This is a genomic window from Paenibacillus qinlingensis (assembly GCF_013204845.1).
Taxonomy (GTDB): domain Bacteria; phylum Bacillota; class Bacilli; order Paenibacillales; family NBRC-103111; genus Paenibacillus_E; species Paenibacillus_E qinlingensis.
The window spans coordinates 69,975-88,781 of the sequence record NZ_JABMKY010000029.1 but is presented as its reverse complement, the minus strand read 5'-3'; the positions used below and the strand labels follow the sequence as shown (position 1 = coordinate 88,781).

Here is an 18,807-nt window from a genome sequence, read left to right as displayed (position 1 = left end):
TCGAATTTGAGGTGTTTTCGTGATTAGATGGAAAAACTACAGGTAAATTCTATGAAATTCGAAAAATCGATAGAATTGAAGAAATTTAACTACAGAAAATACAGTTAATCATCCGAATTCGCTAAATCTGTTTTAAATAGATGGAGAAAATTCAGTTAAATTACCGGAACTCGTTTTATTATTTATGGGTCAATAACGAAAAAAGAGGCGTTTCAAAAAGTCTACATAGACTTTTGAGACAACCTCTTCATTGGCGTCCTTTATGCTTTGCTTAACTGTCTAAACACACCGGGCTTGTCAGAGACACGTTTCTCAAACTCTTTGAGGAAATGATGATAGTGCACGTATCCGATCTGCTCTGCAATTAGACGAATCGTCTCATCCGTTTCACATAGCATACGCTTCGCCGCGTTAATACGCAGGTCATGAATATATTCAATGATGCCTACACCGTTCCGCTTCATAAACGCTTGACCTAAGTATACGGGGTTCATGAAGAACCGTTCTCCGATATCTTTAATCGTCAGTGTTTCGCGGTAATGCTCCTGGATAAAACGCTCAATAACTCGAAGTGGATGACCGGAAAACTTCTCTTTATGCTGCTTCAGCTGGCTCATATACTGCTGCACATACGCTTGCAGAGATTCCTCCACTTCCTGTAAGGAACGATGCTCCCTTCTCAAAAAATCGCGAACACGAGGCAGCGCCTCTGAGTCAATCCCCATTTCCCGCATCACAGCAGCACTTTTTAATACTATGCGTATGACCAGCAAATGAACGACTTCCCGGGCCGTTTTATTAGCTGACAGTATCACAAACATTTGCGTAATTAAGTCCTCAACTCGCTTATTCTGAAGAGCCTCAAGGGCACTTTGAATGTCATCTACGATAGCAACCGCATGAAGATCATAGCTGATTTGCTTGTGATGAATCTTATCGTAATCGAGTGGGCCACCGGATATATGAAAGAAATGATGCACGGATGTCTCCAGAGCACCTGCATACGAATTTTCTATATGACGGAGGGATTCCACCCGTGGTCCTATCGAGAGACAGCATTCGATACCTTGCTCATGTAGATCTTCGTATACCTGCCCAGCCCATTCCTCTATTTCAGGAAATGACTCCATAACAAGCCCGTCCTGACTCCCAAACAAGTCGATTGCATGAGCTTTTCGCGAAAGGAAGTAGCGTGCATCGAGCTCTTGTTTCGTGCCGCTAAGCCATTCTACATGAATGTACCTCCAGCCCTGATCCCCTTGTGCCAAGGGATCTAGGATGTCCCCAACGTTTCCGTCTGTTGCTGAAATTTCCCCCCGAAGCATTTGAGCAAGCAGCGTAGGAACTAGACGGTCGGTAACGAGGTCATGACGCAGCCTTTGCTGTTCTCTCTGCTGCAACTCTTCAATAACGGATTGAATAACAGCCTCCCATTCCCTGTCCAAAGCCGGTTTTAGCAAATAATGCTTTACCCCATACCTTAAGGCGGATCGTGCATATTCGAAATCATTGTAGCCGCTTAAAATGATGAATACGGGGTCGATGCCTGCCTTTTGCACCCGATCGATTAATTCTAATCCGTCAATGACCGGCATCCGAATATCCGTCACAACGAGATCAGGCTTACAGGTTTCCATGCAGGCTAGAGCTTCTTCGCCGTTCTCGCACATGTCTACGATTTCAAAGCCAAGCTCTTCCCATTCGACCATGAGCTTTATACCTTCCAAAGCGAAAGGCTCATCATCCACGAAGATAACCTTATACATGTCCGATCGTCTCCTCCTGTTTCCTAATAAGACTCAAAGGAATCTGTATGGTAACGCTCGTTTTCTCGAAAGGGATACTTTCAATTTGGAATAAGGAGCGATCCGCATAAAACAGATTTAAACGTCGATACACATTGCGAAGTCCGATGTTCTTGCCGTTGTCTTCTCCTTTATACAGACTCTGAACAATTTCATCCAATTTTGTGCTGTTCATACCAATTCCGTTATCTTCGACCTTCATGAGCATGTTCATCCCTGCTCTTTCGACAGATATCCGAATTCTGCGATTCCCTTTCACCGATTGAAGCCCATGCTTGCAAGAGTTCTCCACGAGCGATTGAATACTCATCTTCGGGATTCGGTAAGATAGAACAGAGTCGTCAACGGACAATTCATAGTGGAACCGATCTTGGAATCTGAACTTCTCGATCTGGAGGTACATTTCAGTGAAGCTTAGCTCTTCTTCTACTGTCACCAAATCCTCCTTCCAGCTTAGCAGCCTTCTCAAAATCTGAGATAAGTTTTGTATAATTTCTATCACATGCTCATAACGATATTTCTTGCATACAACAAGAATCGCATTTAACGTATTGAACAGAAAATGAGGATCTACTTGGCTCTGCAAATAATTCAGCTCGGCCTGTACGCGTTCTAGCTCCAAATCCTTTTTTTGAATTTCGAGTTTGTACACGTCGTTAATTAAATTACGAATTTTCTTCGTCATCAAATTAAAGCTGCGAAGAAGATGACCAATCTCATCTTTTCCTTCATACATCGTAATGGGTTCGAACCTCTCATTTTTCACCAACTGCATATGTTTGGAGAGCTTTCTTACCCGGAAATTGAAAGAGTGCATAATGATGTAAATCAATATCGTCGGAATGATCGTACTAATGAGCGTCAGCCAAATAAAGAAGTGGATGACTCCCCTTCTCTCCTCCGCGATTCGACTTCCCTCAGGAATTCCGACCAGACGCCAGTTCAGCACATAACTAGCGTTACTAAGAGGATTGACAAAGCTCTTCTCAGGTAAACCTGTCAGTTGAGAAGCCTTAGATACAGGGAGTGTTGGGAGCAAAGGGGCACTTCCCTTGAACGCACCTGCTGATTCAAGAACAAGCCGATTTTCCTCATCCACGAGCTTGATCAACAAGTAATTACGCTCTTTATCAAACAGCTCCAGCAGCTTATCCATTCGAATATCGATACGCAAATATTTAGAGAATTTCATAAGGTCTGGGAAATTGTCCAGCTTCCGAATAATACTGACATATACCAATTTTTCCTCGGGATTCATGGGATTCGTATCCAAATAAGAGGTCACTGTCACTTTATCTTTATTTCCGTTCATCTTCTGATACCATTCACTCTTCAGATCATTAGGCTTAAGCATAAAGTAGCTTCCACCATTGGATAGCGTTGGGTTCGATGTGTAGACACCAATCCAAGAGATATAGGGATAAATATTCGGATACTGCCCCAATTTGTCTCGGAGGTAACTGTCGTATTCTTCGTAATAAGCAACATTATCCGAGTACGTAAATTCGAGCATCTCATTAAATACACGATCAGCGGAAACAGCGTTGCCAATCACAACACCTGAATTCACCATTTGCATGATTTCATTTCCGACCCTATCCAGAGAAATCCGCAAATTATCCATCTCTCGACGTTCTGTATTTTTGCTATCCTGTAAGAAAAATAAGCTGTTTATACACAATATGGGCAGCAACACACACATCAAGTAAATGATCAGAAACTTGAACTTCAGGGGAATATCATTAACAATACGCAACAGTTTCCATTTCCCGCTCATATTTGCTCTCCTTGTCAATCATAGGTTAACCCTTCTTGTAGGCAGAGGGTAACAGGCCAGTAAGTGCCTTGAACTTGGTTACGAACTGTTCGGAATCCGAGTAGCCGACACGATCAGCGACATCGGATATTTTCAGTTCTTCTCGGCGAAGTAATTTTTTGGCCTCGTCGATTCGTACGACATGTAAATATTCATTGAACGTGAGGCCAACTTGCTTCTTAAACCTCTGGCCAAAATACGCAGCATTCAGCCTAAAATGCTCGGCAACAACCTGCAGTTGCAGCTTTTCTCTATAGTGCGATTTGATATAGTCACCTGCTGCGGTTACGACTTCATCTTGCCCTACGCCTTTTTTCTGACCCATCCACTCTGCAGCTTGCAGAATTTCTTGTGTTACTTTGCGCTCCAAGAGCCCAATATCCATTGGAACAGTGGGAACCAACCAATTTGAAGCCCAATTAGGATCACCGCCCAATTGGGTAATTGACTTAAGAATTTCAAGCTTAATATTGTCTACATAAGCACTTACCCAAGATTCAGATACGGACTGCCTCGAAAAAGCGATAAATAACTGGTGTACGTGGTCTCGCACCGTTTCTGGACACCCACGTCCTACGGCTTCTAGGATAGATTCCGTCATACCAAATGCAGGAAGCGTCTCCGCTGACCACTCTCCTTGATAGATGTAAATCCCTTCCGTTCCAGAAGGGAATTTGCACATTTCGGCTATAAGCCCCTCACGAAATGCTTCTTTTAACGCATGCGGCCCCTTATGCTCGGTACTAATCGAAAAGGAGATCGCTGTGCCCCAGTCATGTCTGACATCGGTCATAATCTCTGTCATCATCGAAGTAGGAAGTTCGCGTTCCTCCGGTCCTGTGACCAGCAAGAATCCATGGCGTTCTTTCCCAACTCCAAATGGAAGCATCCTCACTTGCTTAAGCTTCATCTTATCTGCAATAAGCTGCTTCAGGTCTGACTGATTTTGAGCGTGAAGATTAGGTTCAAGTAAAACACAGCGGAAGCTAGAATGTTCATGAAGATTCAGCAAAGCGCTCGACTGCTCAATCCATTTCTGCCTGTTTTCTCCCTGCAACAATTTTGAAATCGTTTCCAATCGTAAGCAATCTAAAGCAGCACTTTCGAACTGACTAGCAGCTATACGCTCTCGAATCGTAACTGCGACCGCTTCCACTGCAGCTACAAGCTCCGCTTCCATCAAAGGTTTCATCAAATAATTGGCGACACCATGCCGCATCGCTGTTTTGGCATATTCGAAATCCGCATATCCACTCAAAATGATAAATTTCATTTCAGGATGGAGACAGGACGCTTGTTCAATCAATTCCAAGCCGTCTATCACAGGCATTCGAACATCCGTCAGTACCAAATGAGGCTGGACCGATGCTATCATAGCTAAGGCGTCTTCCCCATCTGAAGCCTCTCCGCACACGACAAAGCCTAGGCTATTCCAATCAATCATCGTCCGCAGTCCCTCTAGCATGTAAGGCTCGTCATCGGCAAACATAACCCTCAACATAAGAATCACCTCACTTCAGAAAGTCGATATGAACTATTATATAGGATAAGATGAGTTTCTATAAAGCAAAAACCGTCCCAGCACCGAGCTGAAACGGGAAATGATTATAATTATCGCTTGCTACGTCTTATTCTTTGACACTTCCAAGGTTCATACCGACAATAAAATACCTCTGCAGAAAAGGATACACGAATAGAATCGGAACCGCCGCCACAATTGTAATTGCCGCACGTATGGAAGCAGGCGTAACCATAGCCTTCGTTTGATTCGTGTTTGCACCGGCTAGAAGACCTGGATCATTGTTGCTGTTCATCGTAGATCCAAGCAGCTTCATCATTTCGTACTGAAGTGTACTCAGTTTCAAATCAGAAGAGGCATACAGGAAGGTATCGAACCAGGAATTCCAAGAGCCAACCGCAATGAACAAGGCGATGGTTGCTAGTACAGGCGTACACAGCGGGAGAATAATTCGTACAAAAATGGTGAAATCACCTGCTCCATCCATCTTCGCAGACTCAACCAAGCCTGATGGAAGCGTACGAATATACGTCCGAATGACGATCAGATTAAACGCACTTACCATCCCAGGGAAAACGTATACCCAGAAGTTGTTCAACAGTCCCAAACTTTTAATCAGAAAGTAATTAGGAATTAGCCCTGCATTGAAATACATCGTCAACACAAAAATTACACCTATTATTTTACGGAAAATATATTGGGGCTGCGCCAGCGTATAGGCAAGCATGGAGGTGAGAAACACACCCAGTACGGTTGTTGTAACTGTACGAGCCACTGAAATCCAAGCCGCATGATAGATCGTACCGGAAATGAAAATCGCCTTGTAATTTTGCAATGACCAGGATCTCGGCCATAAGTAAATGCCCCCACGAAGTGCATCATTTCCTTCATTAAATGAAATCGTTAAGGTGTGAAGGAAAGGATAAAGCGTAACTATAGCTAGAAGGAGCATGAAGATGCCATTCATCGTATGGAACAAAATGGGCTCAATTCGAGCTCTGCTAACAGTTGTTGTCCCCATCGTCATTTCTCCTTTATATCAACCGCTCTTCACCAAGACGCTTGGCGGTAGAATTTGCAATAAGAATAAGGATTATGCTTACAACCGTTTTGAAAATGCCTGCCGCAGTTGCCAGCGAATAATTACCTAGCGCAATACCGTACTTAAGAACGAATATATCAATCGTTTGCGAATAGTCGACAACCAACCCATTGCCGAGCAGGTATTGAATTTCAAAGCCTGCATCCAGGATGTGTCCAATGTTCATAATTAAGAGAATAATAAAAGTCGACTTGATCCCGGGCAGTGTGACGTACAGGATCTTTTGGTAACGGTTTGCACCGTCGATCCCGGCAGACTCGTACAGCGATGGATCAATCGCAGTGATTGCCGCTAGGTAAATAATGGTATTCCAACCCACTTCTTTCCACACATTAGACAAGCCCACAATCCCCCAAAAATATTTACCTTCGCTAAGCCACATCACAGGCTCCTTAATAAGGTGCAACTTCATCAACAGTTGATTCACGATACCATCATCAATCGATAACGAAGTCGCTACGATACCCGCAGCAATAATCCACGACAGAAAGTGAGGCAGATAGGATATCGTTTGGATAGACCGCTTCCAGAAACGAACTTTGATCTCATTCAGCAACAGAGCTAAAAGTATGGCTGTTGCAAAACCTAAAACCAAATTGATAATACTCATAGCAAGTGTGTTGCGAAGCACCGTCAAGAACGTATCATCTTGAAATATAAATTTAAAATGCTTCAATCCCACCCACTGCTGTTTGGAAAATTTTAAAGCCGGGCGATAATTCTGGAAAGCCATCAACCAGCCCCAAATTGGAACATAATTAAAGATTAGAATATATATCACGATGGGAAAAGACATCATAATTAACTGCTTCTGGTTTTTTATCGTCTTCCAACTTAAACCGACGCCGATTTCCGGATCAATTTTTTGCTTTTTCTTTAATTTTTTGGGCAGTATGGTCTCGTCCATCGACATTTCCTCCTAGGAAGTAAAGCGGAGAAGACCTGAGTCTCCCCCACTCCACTGCATGATCTATCCCTTTATTTACTACTCCAGTTCTTAATACGCCAGCTGATTTGATCATTGATACGATCTTCGTAAACTTTATAGTTACTTTTGGAAATTTGATCCACATATTCCTTCCATACACCTTCAAAGTCATCCGGTTTGGCCAAAATAGCTTTCGGCAAATACTTTACAGCTAGGTCGTTCATCTTCGTATTGGCTACTTTCGCTGGGGAACCATCCACCAAATCAATGCTCCACGCTGGGTAGTATACGGGATTCTCCGCTGGTGTTTTGAAGAACTCAGCCCATGTCTTATGGTTATACGCTTTCAATACTTCTTGATCCTGCGGCTTTAAGCTGTCATAGAATTCTTGCGGCTGTGTTCCTGGATCTGTCGCATTCCCGTCACTATAGGTCCCTTGCATCTTAGGTAAATTAGCGAAGAACGCTTCCGCTTTATTGCCAAGCTTCCATGTATTATCGTCCGCTTTAGCACGTTGTTCAGGGGTACGAGCGAACTTGCCATCCTTCACCATATAGTCATCGCCTTGAATACCCCATTGGAGTGTCTTCTGCCAATCTTCGGTCATTAGTGAGTCAAGGAATTTGATAATTTGAACCGGATCCTTAGCTTTCGTCGAAATCCCGTATCCACGGTTGATGTTCAATACTGGACGGTCACGGTAGTACTCTTTGGCGCCTGGGTACAAGAGAGGGAACCCAACGTAGGTACTGCCAATTTTATTTTGTGAAATCAGTGAGCGTTCGCCATCACCAAAGTTCCAATGTTGATCAAACATCCCAATGACACGGCCGCTAGCAATTTTCGCTAAGTACTGATCGTAGTTCTGCACCAGAGCTTCCCTATCCATTAACCCTTGCGCATTAATCTCATTCAGTTTTTTGTAATAGGTCTTAGCAATGTCCTTGTCTGCAAATATCTGTGCTTTCCCATTCTCGACGATCACCCCGCCGTCATTAGGGTGTCCAGCTAAATGCTCTGGCGGATTAAGCAGTGGGAAGTTTCTCCAATCGAAGTTCAGCGTCTCGAAGCCGATCATATCTGGATGTTTCGCTTTGTATTTGGCAATGATATCGAAATATTCTTCCAATGTTTTAGGCGTAGGATAGCCCATTTCCTTTAGTACATCCTTTTGCAAATAAAAGCCTGGTCCCTCGTAAGCGGTTTCGTTAAATTGACCACTGAACACGTTGAAATTTGGTAGTACATATAAATGTCCGCTCGCAGGATCCTTCATCTGATTCCATACATTCGCATAGTGCTTCTTTAAATTCGGAGCGTACTTTTCAATCAAATCCTCTAGAGGCACAAAAGCGCCCGCCGCAATTAATTTATCGTTTCCTGTCATGATATCTGCATAATCGCCGCCGGCAATCATGACGCCAAGCTTTTGCTGCAAGTCACCGACCAGAAACTCCATTTTTAGGCTAACGCCTGTTTTTTCTTTAATCAGCTTATAAATCTTATTGTCAGGAGTCGGTTGTTGATAAGGGCTGTCAATGAACAAGGACAATGTGACTGGCTTCATTTCATTGCTCTGCGTTGCAGCAGGTGTTGTCTGGCTTCCATTAGGTGAAGTGGTGTTGCTTGCCGTATCCTTTGCGTCGGTGCAGCCTGTCAATGTTAATCCTAGGGCCAGAACAGGTACCAATGTTGCTAAAACAGGACGTTTTATTTTCATAACCATTTTTCTAATCCTCCCTTATTGTCTCCATAACGATGCATGATTGTTTAGGTCAATGATTTTTATTTGCTTACACTATTTATTATACCTTTCAAGAATGCGCTTACAATTCATAAAATAAAGATATTACCCCTAAAAATTACAGTCATGTAATCACAAATTATAGCAGTGAAAGAAACCGGTGTCATTATTGATTCGTTATTAATTATCCAATAAAGTAAAATTTATGTATAATTGTATTTCCGTTAAGTAAGATAAAGCTCAAACAGCCCTCACCAAGTAGTCTTGGTGAGGGCTGTTCAAAAGAACTAGAAAACTCTTCTTTACCTGAAAAAATGCAAGATTAAATAGGCAGATTGAGGAAAATTCAAGCTAAGCTGCCACGCACCTTGCTCATCCCAATAACTTTCATCAATTGGACCAACTAGTCCCGGACCGGAATGAGCTTCATGAAAATCGTAGGCCATAATAAACACAAAATTCACAGCACAAACGAAAATGTAGTTGCCAACTCATTATATTTACAAAAATGGGAATATTATTAAGAATATTCTGCTATTCAGAGGTGTAAGTAATTGAATCAGATCCAATGCAACGACTCTCCAATGAAAGAGCAGCTCAAACAGCACATCAATGAAATTTCCGATGTCCTTCAACAAAGTTTACATAAAATCGATGATGAGAGCCATTGTATATTGAGTGAATTAGAGGCCATTCAAGACAGGTTTAGAAAAGCTGAATCCATAGCCGCCTCCTTCTACTTGCAATGTTATTTATCCGCATTCTCCATTCAATATCTAGAATTATCAATCGCCGTCAATCATTTATCCCAACGCCGCCATGGGGCCTTGATTGTCATTCAGCGTAACGATGCTATCGAAGCCCATCTTCATAATGGCATCTCTGTAGGAGCAAAAGTATCCTATTCCTTGCTGGAATCCATCTTTTATCCTGGCAATCCCTTGCACGATGGAGCTGTGTTTATTAGTTATGACCACATTGTTTCCGCAGCGAATGTACTTCCCTTATCAGCAACGATTGCAAGCAATAAAAAATTAGGGACGCGGCATCGAGCGGCGATTGGCATTACTGAACGAACAGATGCATTAGCTCTAGTTGTATCCGAAGAAACGGGCCAATCCTCATTTGCCTATATGGGTAAACTGTATCCTATCAACATGGGAGATGTTACTGAATAGCGCATCACTTCTAGTCGATGGCAACTAAGGAGATTACTCGTTTGCCCATACATTGGACTTTTGAACAATTCAAGGCCGAATAAGAAAAAAAACAAAAACAGCAAACGTTTACGTTTGCTGTTCTGCGACTTCGCATCTCACTTCAAAATAGCTCCTGCTGTCAAGGCATTTTCAATTCGTTCATTACCTATCATATATACGATGATCATAGGTAAACTCGAGAGTACCATCGTTGCACCAATAAGTCCCCAGTCTGAAACACCGACGCTAACGAAAAAGCTTAGTAAGCCGACTGTTAACGGCCGGAATTGATCTTTTGACGCTATAATGAAAGCAAGCGGAAACTCATTCCAAATGCGCATGAACAATAAAACGCATTGTGTCATCAGCGCTGGCGTGACAATCGGAAAAATAATTTTGAAGAATGTCTGATAAACGTTCGTCCCATCTATACAAGCAGCTTCCTCCAATTCCTTAGGAAGTGAACGGAGAAAGGCAAATAACATCAGCACACATGAAGCGATTGCGAATCCGGAATACGGTAATATAAGACCCCAATAACTATCCTTAAGATGTAACCATTTTATTAATTGAAATAATGGAATTAATACAACTTCAATAGGCACAATCAACCCTAAAGACACATAGAGTAGTGCCGCCGAATTGAATCTCCATTGCATCCGGCTCAGACAATACGCTAGCATACTCCCCGTCGTCAGTGTGATCACAATGGTCCCTATGGTATAAATCAAACTATTCTCGAAGTAAACAAAGAAATGATATTTTGACAACGCTTCCCTATAGTTTATCCAATCCCATGAATAGGGAATGCCGAATGGATTATTATAAGCTTCACTTTTGGACTTAAGTGACATCGTAATCATCCAGTATAAGGGAAACAGAAATGTACCGCCTATCGCTAGCCAAAATACACGGCTTAAGTATTTCATGATGGTCTCCTCCTTAAAACTCCAGTTTTTCTCTGGCGACGAACCGTTGAATCAGAAAGGAGATGAATAGGCACTCTAGAATAAATACAACCGCAATCGCCGTTCCTTTACCAAATTCTGACGTTTCGAAAGCCACATAATACATTTGGTAAATAACCGTTCTGGACAAATCCCCAGGACCACCGGCTGTCATGACGCGCACTTGCGAATAGAAAGCCATGGAACCTAACGTAGACAAGATTAATACGTATTTCGTTACATCTTGAAGCAGTGGAATCGTAATTCGTAAGCAGACTTGGGTAAAGCTAGCACCATCAATTAGGGCAGCTTCGTAATAATTTTTGGGGATCGTCTTGATTCCCGTATAGAATAGCATGGCGTTCAGCCCAATATATTGCCATAGAAATGTCAAGCCGATGCTTGGCATTACCGTGTTCTTTTCAGTAAGCCAAGAATGAGTCCATGATTCAAGACCTATGGATCTCAGAATACTGTTAAATAACCCCCAAGTTGGTTCATAGAAGGATATCCACATTTCTGAAACGACCGTAACTGACAAAATTGCGGGAAGCATGGCAGATGTTTTAAAGAAACGACGTAACTTTGGAGTTTGAACATCCATAAAAAGAGCAAACATTAAGGAAAACGGCAAACCCAGAAAAACGGAAATTCCTACGATTAGATACGTATTCTTATGAGCTGTCCAGAAAGAAGCAGAAGCTAGGATATCCTTATAATTATCTAAACCAACAAACCCTAAAGTTCGAAAACCATCATGTTTATTCAAACTCATCCAAATTTCAGGCAAGAGTGGATACACACAGAAAACGGTAAACAGTATCAACGCAGGTGCGGAAAATACAAATATGGACAATTTGGTGCTGTAGTACTTATTCATGGCTCTCTCCACCGTCTGATTTGATTTAGAATCCCCCCGGAACTTAAGGTTCCAAGGGGATACAGTTTATGAAATGAACTTATATAGGTTACTTTTTAAACCACGTATTTTCACTCCAGATCTTGCCCATCTCCGTACTAAACTTATCAGCTGGATATTGTCCCGTCAGCAATTTCGCCCCTTGTGTCGCAAGCTCTGCCGATGTTTTTGCATCCAACGAGTTAAGTGCGAGTGAAGCAATTTTGGTAGGGATAGGATTGTACCAGGAAATGAATTTCTTCATTAACGGCTTAGGTTCCGCCACTGTATTACCTGTCTTCAAGGCAATTGGGGCACCCGTAGATTCAAAATATTGAGCGTCTGCCATCGCTAGAAATTCCGCCAACTTTACTGCCTCTTCAGGGAACTTGGTTTTTGCGCTAACGGCATATCCGTTCAATGGAGATCCCCAGAACTGAACGTGCTTCGTTGGGTCGTATTTGTCGCTAGCACTTGGGAACGGGAAGAAATCGACTGTATCATCTTTTGCCAAATTCGGAAGCTCCCAAGTAAACATCATGTACATAGCTGCCTTCTTAGCTGTAAACATTTCGTTGGCTGGACCGTAATCTAGATTAGCAATACCTTCCGGAAAGACGCCTTCCTTAACCATCTTCTCAATGCGAGACACTCCCGCCTTAACCGCCGGATTACTGAAATCTGTCTTATTGCTAACAAGATCTGCCATCGCTTGCGGATCGCCGATTTGGATCATCTGCTGAAGCAGGAAGAGCTTTGGTCCCCATCCATCTTTACCAGGGGTAACAGCAGGCACCATGCCTTTGCCCTTTAGTTTCTTTGATACGTCGATAAATTCGTCAAATGTTTTCGGTACTTGCACCCCTGCTTGCTCGAACATGTCCTTATGATAGAAAATGACCGGGGTAAAATAGGTATCCGCTCCGGAAGACAAACTGTAAATCTTTCCGTCAACATGTTTCAATGCATCAGGAACAGCGTATTTGTTCAAAAAACCGTCCTTGGTGATCGGTGAGGTTAAATCCATAATACTGCCGGTATTGTTCAACGGAGTAAAGTAGCCTGCGTCGTTCCAGAATACATCAGGCATATCACCTGCAGCGTTAAACGTTTTCAGTTTATTCGCCATATCTTCGCCGCCGCCACCTGGCTCAAATTCAATTTCTACGTTCGGAAACGCCTTGGCAACGTTCGGTTTAATATGCTTTTCCATGATATTATTGCGATTCTCATCTGTTGTGATTGTTACAACTCTTAGTTTTACCTTCTTATCACTCCCAGCCTTGGTTTCTGTCGTTGCCGCCGGGGTAGATGAATTTCCGGGGGTAGATGAAGGTTGGGCTTCATTCTTCGTACTACAACCTGCTGAAACGAGTAGCATACCTGCCATCAGAGAAGTGCCGAGTACCTTTACTGTTCTTACCATTTGTTGACCTCCTAAGTTTGATCAGTATATTGTATCTATTTGGTTGATCCCTCAATGGAAGCGGTATCATCCTTAATTTCATTCTACGGATTCCATACAAATAATTACAGAGACTATTCTCGGACAGAAAGGAAAATTGTTTGCAATTACAAAAAAAGACACAAGGAGACATTAACGATATATGCCTCATTGTGCCGTATTCTTAAAAGTACGCTATTGGATATTGTTCACGTACTTACTAGGGGTAATTCCAATATACTTCTTAAAGCATTTACCGAAATAATTAGCATCTGCGTACCCTACCTGACTTGCGACGTACTGTACGATCTTCTCTCCCTGATCGAAAAGTCCCTTTGCTTTCGTAATGCGTATTTCGGTCAAATAGTCGTTAATGGTAATGGAGGTTTCTTTTTTAAATACATAACAGAGATGATTGTAGTTCATATGGACACTCTTCGCGAGATCTACGATACGTAGTTCTTCATTGCCATAATGACTTTGAATATACGATTTTACTTCGTCCACGATTTTTGCCGCTCTATTTTGCTTTCTGCCATGTACATGGGCAATCACTTTAAGAATCAGGTTACGAATCCATCTCTCCAGTTCGCCAAAAGAGTTCATCTGCTGAATGAACTGAAAAATATCAGTTTGAGCCGTATCCTGAAAGACATGTTCGAAGCTTTGTGACATCTCATCCAAAAATTCCAAACATGTGGATACGATTTCAAGTGCGGCAACAAACAGCATTTCAGTGGAAGCGCTCTTAGTACGAGCATCTAGGAAAAAAGTCGTGAGCCACTCTTCTGTCTCAGAGAGATTACCAATTCGCATACTCATTAACAACGCGATTCTCCTTTCAACGGAGAATAAACTGACCTTCATACCCGATTCGGCTATCATGGAATGAAGTATAACCTGATTGCCTCCTAAAACAAACCGATGTTTCAAAGCAAATAACGCTTCTTGGTAGGACACGGATATCGATTCAAAGGCAGGGTATCCATTGCCAACGCCGATCGTTACCGTACATCCCAAAGTCGCCTGAACCGATTTCCGAATCGCTTCACCAATCGCTTCCATTCTTTCGTAAGGAGCACTAGGAACGCCAATTATCATAACATACCGATCGTTCGTATCGTGGCAACTAGCAAAGAAGTATGTGTTTTGAATGAATTCTTGGGCTATATCTTGAACAGCCAGCTTGCGAATGTGCATGTCTTCTTTGGTTACAAGCTCATCTTGTGAATCAATATCGGCTACGATCACCATATGAAATGGAGCATCCAGATTGATGCCCAAATACTGCAATCGTTCTGTAGAAGATAAGGGATCTATAACACTACTGCCCTGTAGCCATTCATTCAATAATCGTTCCTTCAACATCGGCATATGCTCTTTAGCCTGTTTCTTTAAGTGTTCATAATCCAGCTTTACAGAGTGCTCTTTGTCAATCAGATTCTTAATCTCAAGTAAGGAGTTTTTAAGTTCATCTTCGTCAATCGGCTTAAGCACGTAATTAAATACCCCAAGCTGCACAGCCATTTTGGCATATACAAACTCGCTTTGACCTGTTAACATGATAAATTTTGTTTCCTGCTCAGATTGTTTGGCTTTCTGAATAAATTCCATGCCGTCCATAATAGGCATATTAATATCGACCAAGACGATATCCGGACCAATTTCAGACATCAATGCTAGAGCTTCCTCTCCATTCTTCGCTTCGCCAGCGATCTGGAAACCCAACTCTTCCCAAGGCAGTGAAATTTTCAACGCTTGTCTAAAGTAATATTCATCATCGACTATGAGCACTTTTAACATCTCATACCTCCCGCAATGGTTTGAACGGCAAACGGATGGTAACTCTGGTATATAAGCCTATTTCGCTTTCTAACTCTAATCCGTATCTGTCCCCATATAGCATTCTAATCCGATTATGGACACTTCTGACTCCGAAGCCAGTTCTTTCACTGGAGTCCGAAACCTCCCTCAACAATCCCTTTATTTGCGATTCTTCTATTCCCACGCCGTTATCGTAAATTTCAATACGCACCTCGTCACCCATTCGGCGCCCAGTAATCCTCAATAAGCCTTTTTCCGTTTTCCTCTTAAGTCCATGATAGATAGCATTTTCCACAATCGGCTGCAACGTTAACTTCGAAATTGAACACGACATAATATCCTCATCAATATCCATTGTATATGCCATATACTCTACATAGCGCAATTGCTGAATTTCCAAATAACTCTCAGATAGTTGCATTTCTTCTCTAAGTGTAATGATATCGTTACCTTTGCTTAGCGAAATTTTATAGAAATTGGCCATATATTTCGTTGCTGTAATGGCTTCTGTTTTCATATTCAGTTTAATAAGCGATATGATCGTTTCAAGGGTATTATACAAAAAATGAGGTTGCACCTGCGTTTGCAGTAATTTGAATTCAATTTCAGCCTTCGTCTTCTGTTCCTCCACATTTTCAGCCACTAGTTCTTCGATACGGTCCATCAAATTATTAAAAACATCGTTTAAGTAACCGATTTCATCCGATGATTGGTACGAGCTTCTGACCGTCAAATGGCCGGTTCGAATATCTCTCATCGTTCTGGAAAGTTGGAAGATCGGCCTCGTAATCGATCGTGACAACAGATAGGAGACAATAAATGCGAGCAATAGACATAAGGAGCCGATCCAAATAATTAATTTGTTAATTTCTTTGCGCTCTACCGTAATTTCATCAATGGGAATAACACTTACAATCGACCATTCTAATGGTTCCAATCGGTGAGTAGATACCAACACCTTCTCGCTCCCGTTTCCTTGAAAAAAACCTGTTTCTACTTGAGTAGAATTAGGAATTGATATCGAGGTCGCCTCTTTGAAATCCCGGTACAAATTAGCTTTATTCTGGGAAGAGATGATGTTTCCATTTTGATCGAGTATATAGAAATTTCCTCCCTTGTAGTTCATTTTCCTTTCATAAATAGAGGCGATAACTGTTTCTTTCACGTATAAAACAACCAATCCGACCGTTTTTCCAGTATCTTTATGGATAACAGTTTTGGAAACGGCAAATACGTTGTCATCCCCTTCATAGCGGAATTTGAACTTCATTAACCCTGTCAAGACAGGCTGAAAGGAATGATCGATGGCTTCTGGGCCGGATCCGAATATTCGGGAAGCAAACTCATTATCCGCAAAGCCTACATCGACCCATTGATGATTTGAGGTGAGAACACTTACCGCTTTGATATTGGTATTGGGCTCAACAATGTTGCTAATGACTTCAGAGAGCGTCTTTTTCATTGATAAATTATCTAACCCCCCCACATAATGAGAGGTCGATAAGTTATTATTTTCTAAAAAATCGTTATAAAGTTCATTTTGCAACCTGTAATCCGTTGCCAATATTTTTGAATAATCTTCGACTGTCGTAATTAATGTCTGCAGGTTATTGTCAATGAGAACGAGTTCCCTTGACGAATTTTTGACTGCTTTCTCGATAATTGCTTTTTGAGAGACGATGTTGGCAAAAAGCGCAATAATTGAAATCGAAAGGATAATAATCAAAATATTTGTGGAGAAGATTTTGTTTTTAATCGAGAGCCCATTGAAATATTGCTTATACCCTTTCATGTTGATGCCACCTTTCAACTGAAGCAGACAAACTTATATGTAAGCGTTCACCATCATTATATAAGGAAGAAATTAACAACACAATATTCATTCTTGCGCAAATTTTTGCATGAAAAGCCCAATAAGCACATGTCATCTTTAAAGAGACATGCAGCTTATTGGGCATTAACGCGAGCGTTATTGTGCCTGTTGAGCATCCAAAATCCGAATCATACTAACAACCGCTTCAGCACGGGTGCTGAAAGCCTTCGGCTTCAGCGTACCGTCTTCGTAGCCGTTGAGCACACCCTTAGCAGTCAAAGCCGCAAGCGGCCCTTGTGCCCAGGCGGAAACGTCTCCACTATCCTTATAGTCCAAGACGCTGTTGGCAGATGCCAACTGTGCAGCACGTGCAAGGATTACGGCCATTTGTTCCCGGGTAATGTTGTCGTCCGGGCCGAATGCTCCGTCCTCATAACCGTCTACAATTCCCCTTGCGGATGCGATTGCAATTGCATCCTTTGCCCAGTGGCTGCCGGTATCGGAGAATGTAGTTCCACCTGTTGCCGTCAAGTGGAACATTCTAACGATCATGGATACGAACTCGGATCTTGTTACGGTTGAATCAGGCTGGAATGTGCCGTCTTGGTAGCCGTCGATCACGCCTGCTTTTACGAGTTTTTGGATACCTGCTTCAGCCCAGTGTCCTTTAATATCAGTCAAGGACAGAGGTTTGACCGATGCTGGCTTTGCTGACGCCAATACAGCAAACTTGGTGAAGTGCATCACACTGCCGGAAACGGTGCCTTTTACCAAATCAATCTTAATATCGTCCAATTTAATCCATTTGCCGGTTTCTTCATTGTACCAGTACAGGGCCACCTCATGCTCATCATCCAACAAGCTGGTGTTGAACGGAAGGGTGATCGTGACTGGTTTGTGGAACGGTCCTGCTACATCCTTGATAATCTCATACACATCTCCAGCCAGCTTCAAATTCGGATCGGGCTTCAGCTGTGAGGTGTCGCTTAACTTTTTAATGATCACATAAATATCACTTCCTATTGCTCCTGCCGGCAAGTTAACGGCCGCCCCCTTATTCTCTGCCTTGCCGCCTGTGTCTTTTGGTATCTTAACCGCACCTTCCGGTTCAGGCGTCGAGACAGAGGAAGTCGGCCCCGAATTGCCCTGGCCTGAATTGTTCGACGGCGCGACCACACTAAAGCTAGCCATCGCGTTCGTGTCGAAATCAACAACGTTCATTGTACTGTCCACGGTTTTTATCTTTTTCAGCTCGACCGTTCCGCTTCCCAATGCCGTCGCCTCAAAAACCATTTCCGCCAGTACGACATTCCCGGTCTCACCGGATATCGGTCCGACTTTCGTAAACGCCAATGCAATTTGATTGCCGTTTACGGCAGGCGTAACGGCGTAACCGAATCGGGCGCTGGATGCGCTTATGAATCGCAAATGATCGGTGTTGAACGTCGCTTGCAGCTCTGTCGCATACACATCGGTTAGCCCCTGACCGATCACCTGAACTCTGACTTCACGGCCGGTGATCGGCTGATTGTTCGAAACCGAAAGCGTGTACGTCGGAGCGGCGTAAGCGACCACAGTCGCCAAGGAAAACACGCTTAACAGAAACGAGCCGGCCAGCAAAAGACGTAAGCAGACGAGTCGAATCTTTCTCAGCACGGCGTAGTGAGCGTAAAACGATCGGTGAAAATTAGGCAACGGCGCTGTCACCCTCTTAGTTTGTCTCATTCGTCAACTTCCTCTCCAAATAGATGGGGGAGGAAGACACGA

13 protein-coding genes are annotated in these 18,807 nt (G+C 42.7%); 1 reads left to right on the top strand and 12 read right to left on the bottom strand.

The window, feature by feature from the left end; translation table 11 throughout:
• Window positions 1-260: 260 nt before the first annotated feature.
• The 6 genes from HQN88_RS32515 to HQN88_RS32490 form a co-directional block, all read right to left on the bottom strand.
• The gene (locus HQN88_RS32515; protein WP_173120115.1) at window positions 261-1,766 is read right to left on the bottom strand and encodes a response regulator transcription factor; all 1,506 of its coding nucleotides are present in this window, start codon (window positions 1,764-1,766) and stop codon (window positions 261-263) included.
• Window positions 1,759-3,582, bottom strand: coding sequence for a sensor histidine kinase (locus tag HQN88_RS32510; RefSeq protein ID WP_173120113.1), 1,824 nt, complete (start codon window positions 3,580-3,582; stop codon window positions 1,759-1,761). The genes HQN88_RS32515 and HQN88_RS32510 overlap by 8 nt, the downstream gene beginning before the upstream one ends.
• 25 nt (window positions 3,583-3,607) lie before the next feature.
• The gene (locus HQN88_RS32505) at window positions 3,608-5,122 is read right to left on the bottom strand and encodes a response regulator transcription factor (protein ID WP_173120111.1); all 1,515 of its coding nucleotides are present in this window, start codon (window positions 5,120-5,122) and stop codon (window positions 3,608-3,610) included.
• A gap of 127 nt (window positions 5,123-5,249) precedes the next feature.
• Window positions 5,250-6,161 (bottom strand): carbohydrate ABC transporter permease, encoded by a 912-nt coding sequence (locus HQN88_RS32500; protein WP_173120109.1) that lies wholly within the window; start codon window positions 6,159-6,161, stop codon window positions 5,250-5,252.
• Between the two features lie 13 nt (window positions 6,162-6,174).
• Window positions 6,175-7,149, bottom strand: coding sequence for an ABC transporter permease (locus tag HQN88_RS32495; protein ID WP_173120107.1), 975 nt, complete (start codon window positions 7,147-7,149; stop codon window positions 6,175-6,177).
• A 71-nt stretch (window positions 7,150-7,220) separates the two neighbouring features.
• On the bottom strand, window positions 7,221-8,897 hold the full coding sequence (locus HQN88_RS32490) for a type 2 periplasmic-binding domain-containing protein (protein ID WP_173120106.1): 1,677 nt from the start codon (window positions 8,895-8,897) through the stop codon (window positions 7,221-7,223).
• Window positions 8,898-9,469: 572 nt separating this feature from the next.
• Between HQN88_RS32490 and cdaS the strand changes: the two genes are divergently transcribed.
• Entirely contained in the window at window positions 9,470-10,093 is a 624-nt protein-coding gene (gene cdaS / locus HQN88_RS32485) for a sporulation-specific diadenylate cyclase CdaS (protein ID WP_173120104.1), read from the top strand.
• Window positions 10,094-10,230: 137 nt separating this feature from the next.
• On the opposite strand, the gene HQN88_RS32480 is transcribed toward cdaS, so the two are convergent.
• The 6 genes from HQN88_RS32480 to HQN88_RS32455 all read right to left on the bottom strand — a co-directional run bounded on the left by HQN88_RS32480 (window position 10,231) and on the right by HQN88_RS32455 (window position 18,765).
• Complete coding sequence (locus tag HQN88_RS32480) at window positions 10,231-11,043, bottom strand: carbohydrate ABC transporter permease (protein WP_173120102.1); 813 nt, start codon at window positions 11,041-11,043, stop codon at window positions 10,231-10,233.
• Between the two features lie 13 nt (window positions 11,044-11,056).
• Complete coding sequence (locus tag HQN88_RS32475) at window positions 11,057-11,941, bottom strand: carbohydrate ABC transporter permease (protein WP_173120100.1); 885 nt, start codon at window positions 11,939-11,941, stop codon at window positions 11,057-11,059.
• Window positions 11,942-12,029: 88 nt separating this feature from the next.
• Window positions 12,030-13,385, bottom strand: a complete 1,356-nt coding sequence (locus HQN88_RS32470) for an ABC transporter substrate-binding protein (RefSeq protein ID WP_173120098.1) — start codon at window positions 13,383-13,385, stop codon at window positions 12,030-12,032.
• Between the two features lie 213 nt (window positions 13,386-13,598).
• A complete protein-coding gene (locus HQN88_RS32465; protein WP_173120096.1) occupies window positions 13,599-15,206 on the bottom strand; it encodes a response regulator transcription factor in 1,608 nt (535 codons plus the stop codon).
• Window position 15,207: 1 nt separating this feature from the next.
• On the bottom strand, window positions 15,208-17,019 hold the full coding sequence (locus tag HQN88_RS32460) for a sensor histidine kinase (protein WP_173120094.1): 1,812 nt from the start codon (window positions 17,017-17,019) through the stop codon (window positions 15,208-15,210).
• A gap of 177 nt (window positions 17,020-17,196) precedes the next feature.
• Window positions 17,197-18,765 carry an S-layer homology domain-containing protein gene (locus HQN88_RS32455; RefSeq protein WP_173120092.1) on the bottom strand — a complete coding sequence of 523 codons (1,569 nt, stop codon included), beginning with the start codon at window positions 18,763-18,765 and terminating at the stop codon, window positions 17,197-17,199.
• Between the last annotated feature and the right edge of the window lie 42 nt (window positions 18,766-18,807).

Bases quoted from the DNA above. Each gene is read 5' to 3' on its own strand.
- HQN88_RS32455 (WP_173120092.1), bottom strand. From the start codon at position 18,765: ATGAGACAAACTAAGAGGGTGACAGCGCCGTTGCCTAATTTTCACCGA.
- HQN88_RS32505 (WP_173120111.1), bottom strand. From the start codon at position 5,122: ATGTTGAGGGTTATGTTTGCCGATGACGAGCCTTACATGCTAGAGGGA.
- HQN88_RS32515 (WP_173120115.1), bottom strand. From the start codon at position 1,766: ATGTATAAGGTTATCTTCGTGGATGATGAGCCTTTCGCTTTGGAAGGT.
- HQN88_RS32490 (WP_173120106.1), bottom strand. From the start codon at position 8,897: ATGGTTATGAAAATAAAACGTCCTGTTTTAGCAACATTGGTACCTGTT.
- HQN88_RS32480 (WP_173120102.1), bottom strand. From the start codon at position 11,043: ATGAAATACTTAAGCCGTGTATTTTGGCTAGCGATAGGCGGTACATTT.
- HQN88_RS32495 (WP_173120107.1), bottom strand. From the start codon at position 7,149: ATGGACGAGACCATACTGCCCAAAAAATTAAAGAAAAAGCAAAAAATT.
- HQN88_RS32465 (WP_173120096.1), bottom strand. From the start codon at position 15,206: ATGTTAAAAGTGCTCATAGTCGATGATGAATATTACTTTAGACAAGCG.
- HQN88_RS32470 (WP_173120098.1), bottom strand. From the start codon at position 13,385: ATGGTAAGAACAGTAAAGGTACTCGGCACTTCTCTGATGGCAGGTATG.
- HQN88_RS32475 (WP_173120100.1), bottom strand. From the start codon at position 11,941: ATGAATAAGTACTACAGCACCAAATTGTCCATATTTGTATTTTCCGCA.
- HQN88_RS32460 (WP_173120094.1), bottom strand. From the start codon at position 17,019: ATGAAAGGGTATAAGCAATATTTCAATGGGCTCTCGATTAAAAACAAA.
- HQN88_RS32510 (WP_173120113.1), bottom strand. From the start codon at position 3,582: ATGAGCGGGAAATGGAAACTGTTGCGTATTGTTAATGATATTCCCCTG.
- HQN88_RS32500 (WP_173120109.1), bottom strand. From the start codon at position 6,161: ATGGGGACAACAACTGTTAGCAGAGCTCGAATTGAGCCCATTTTGTTC.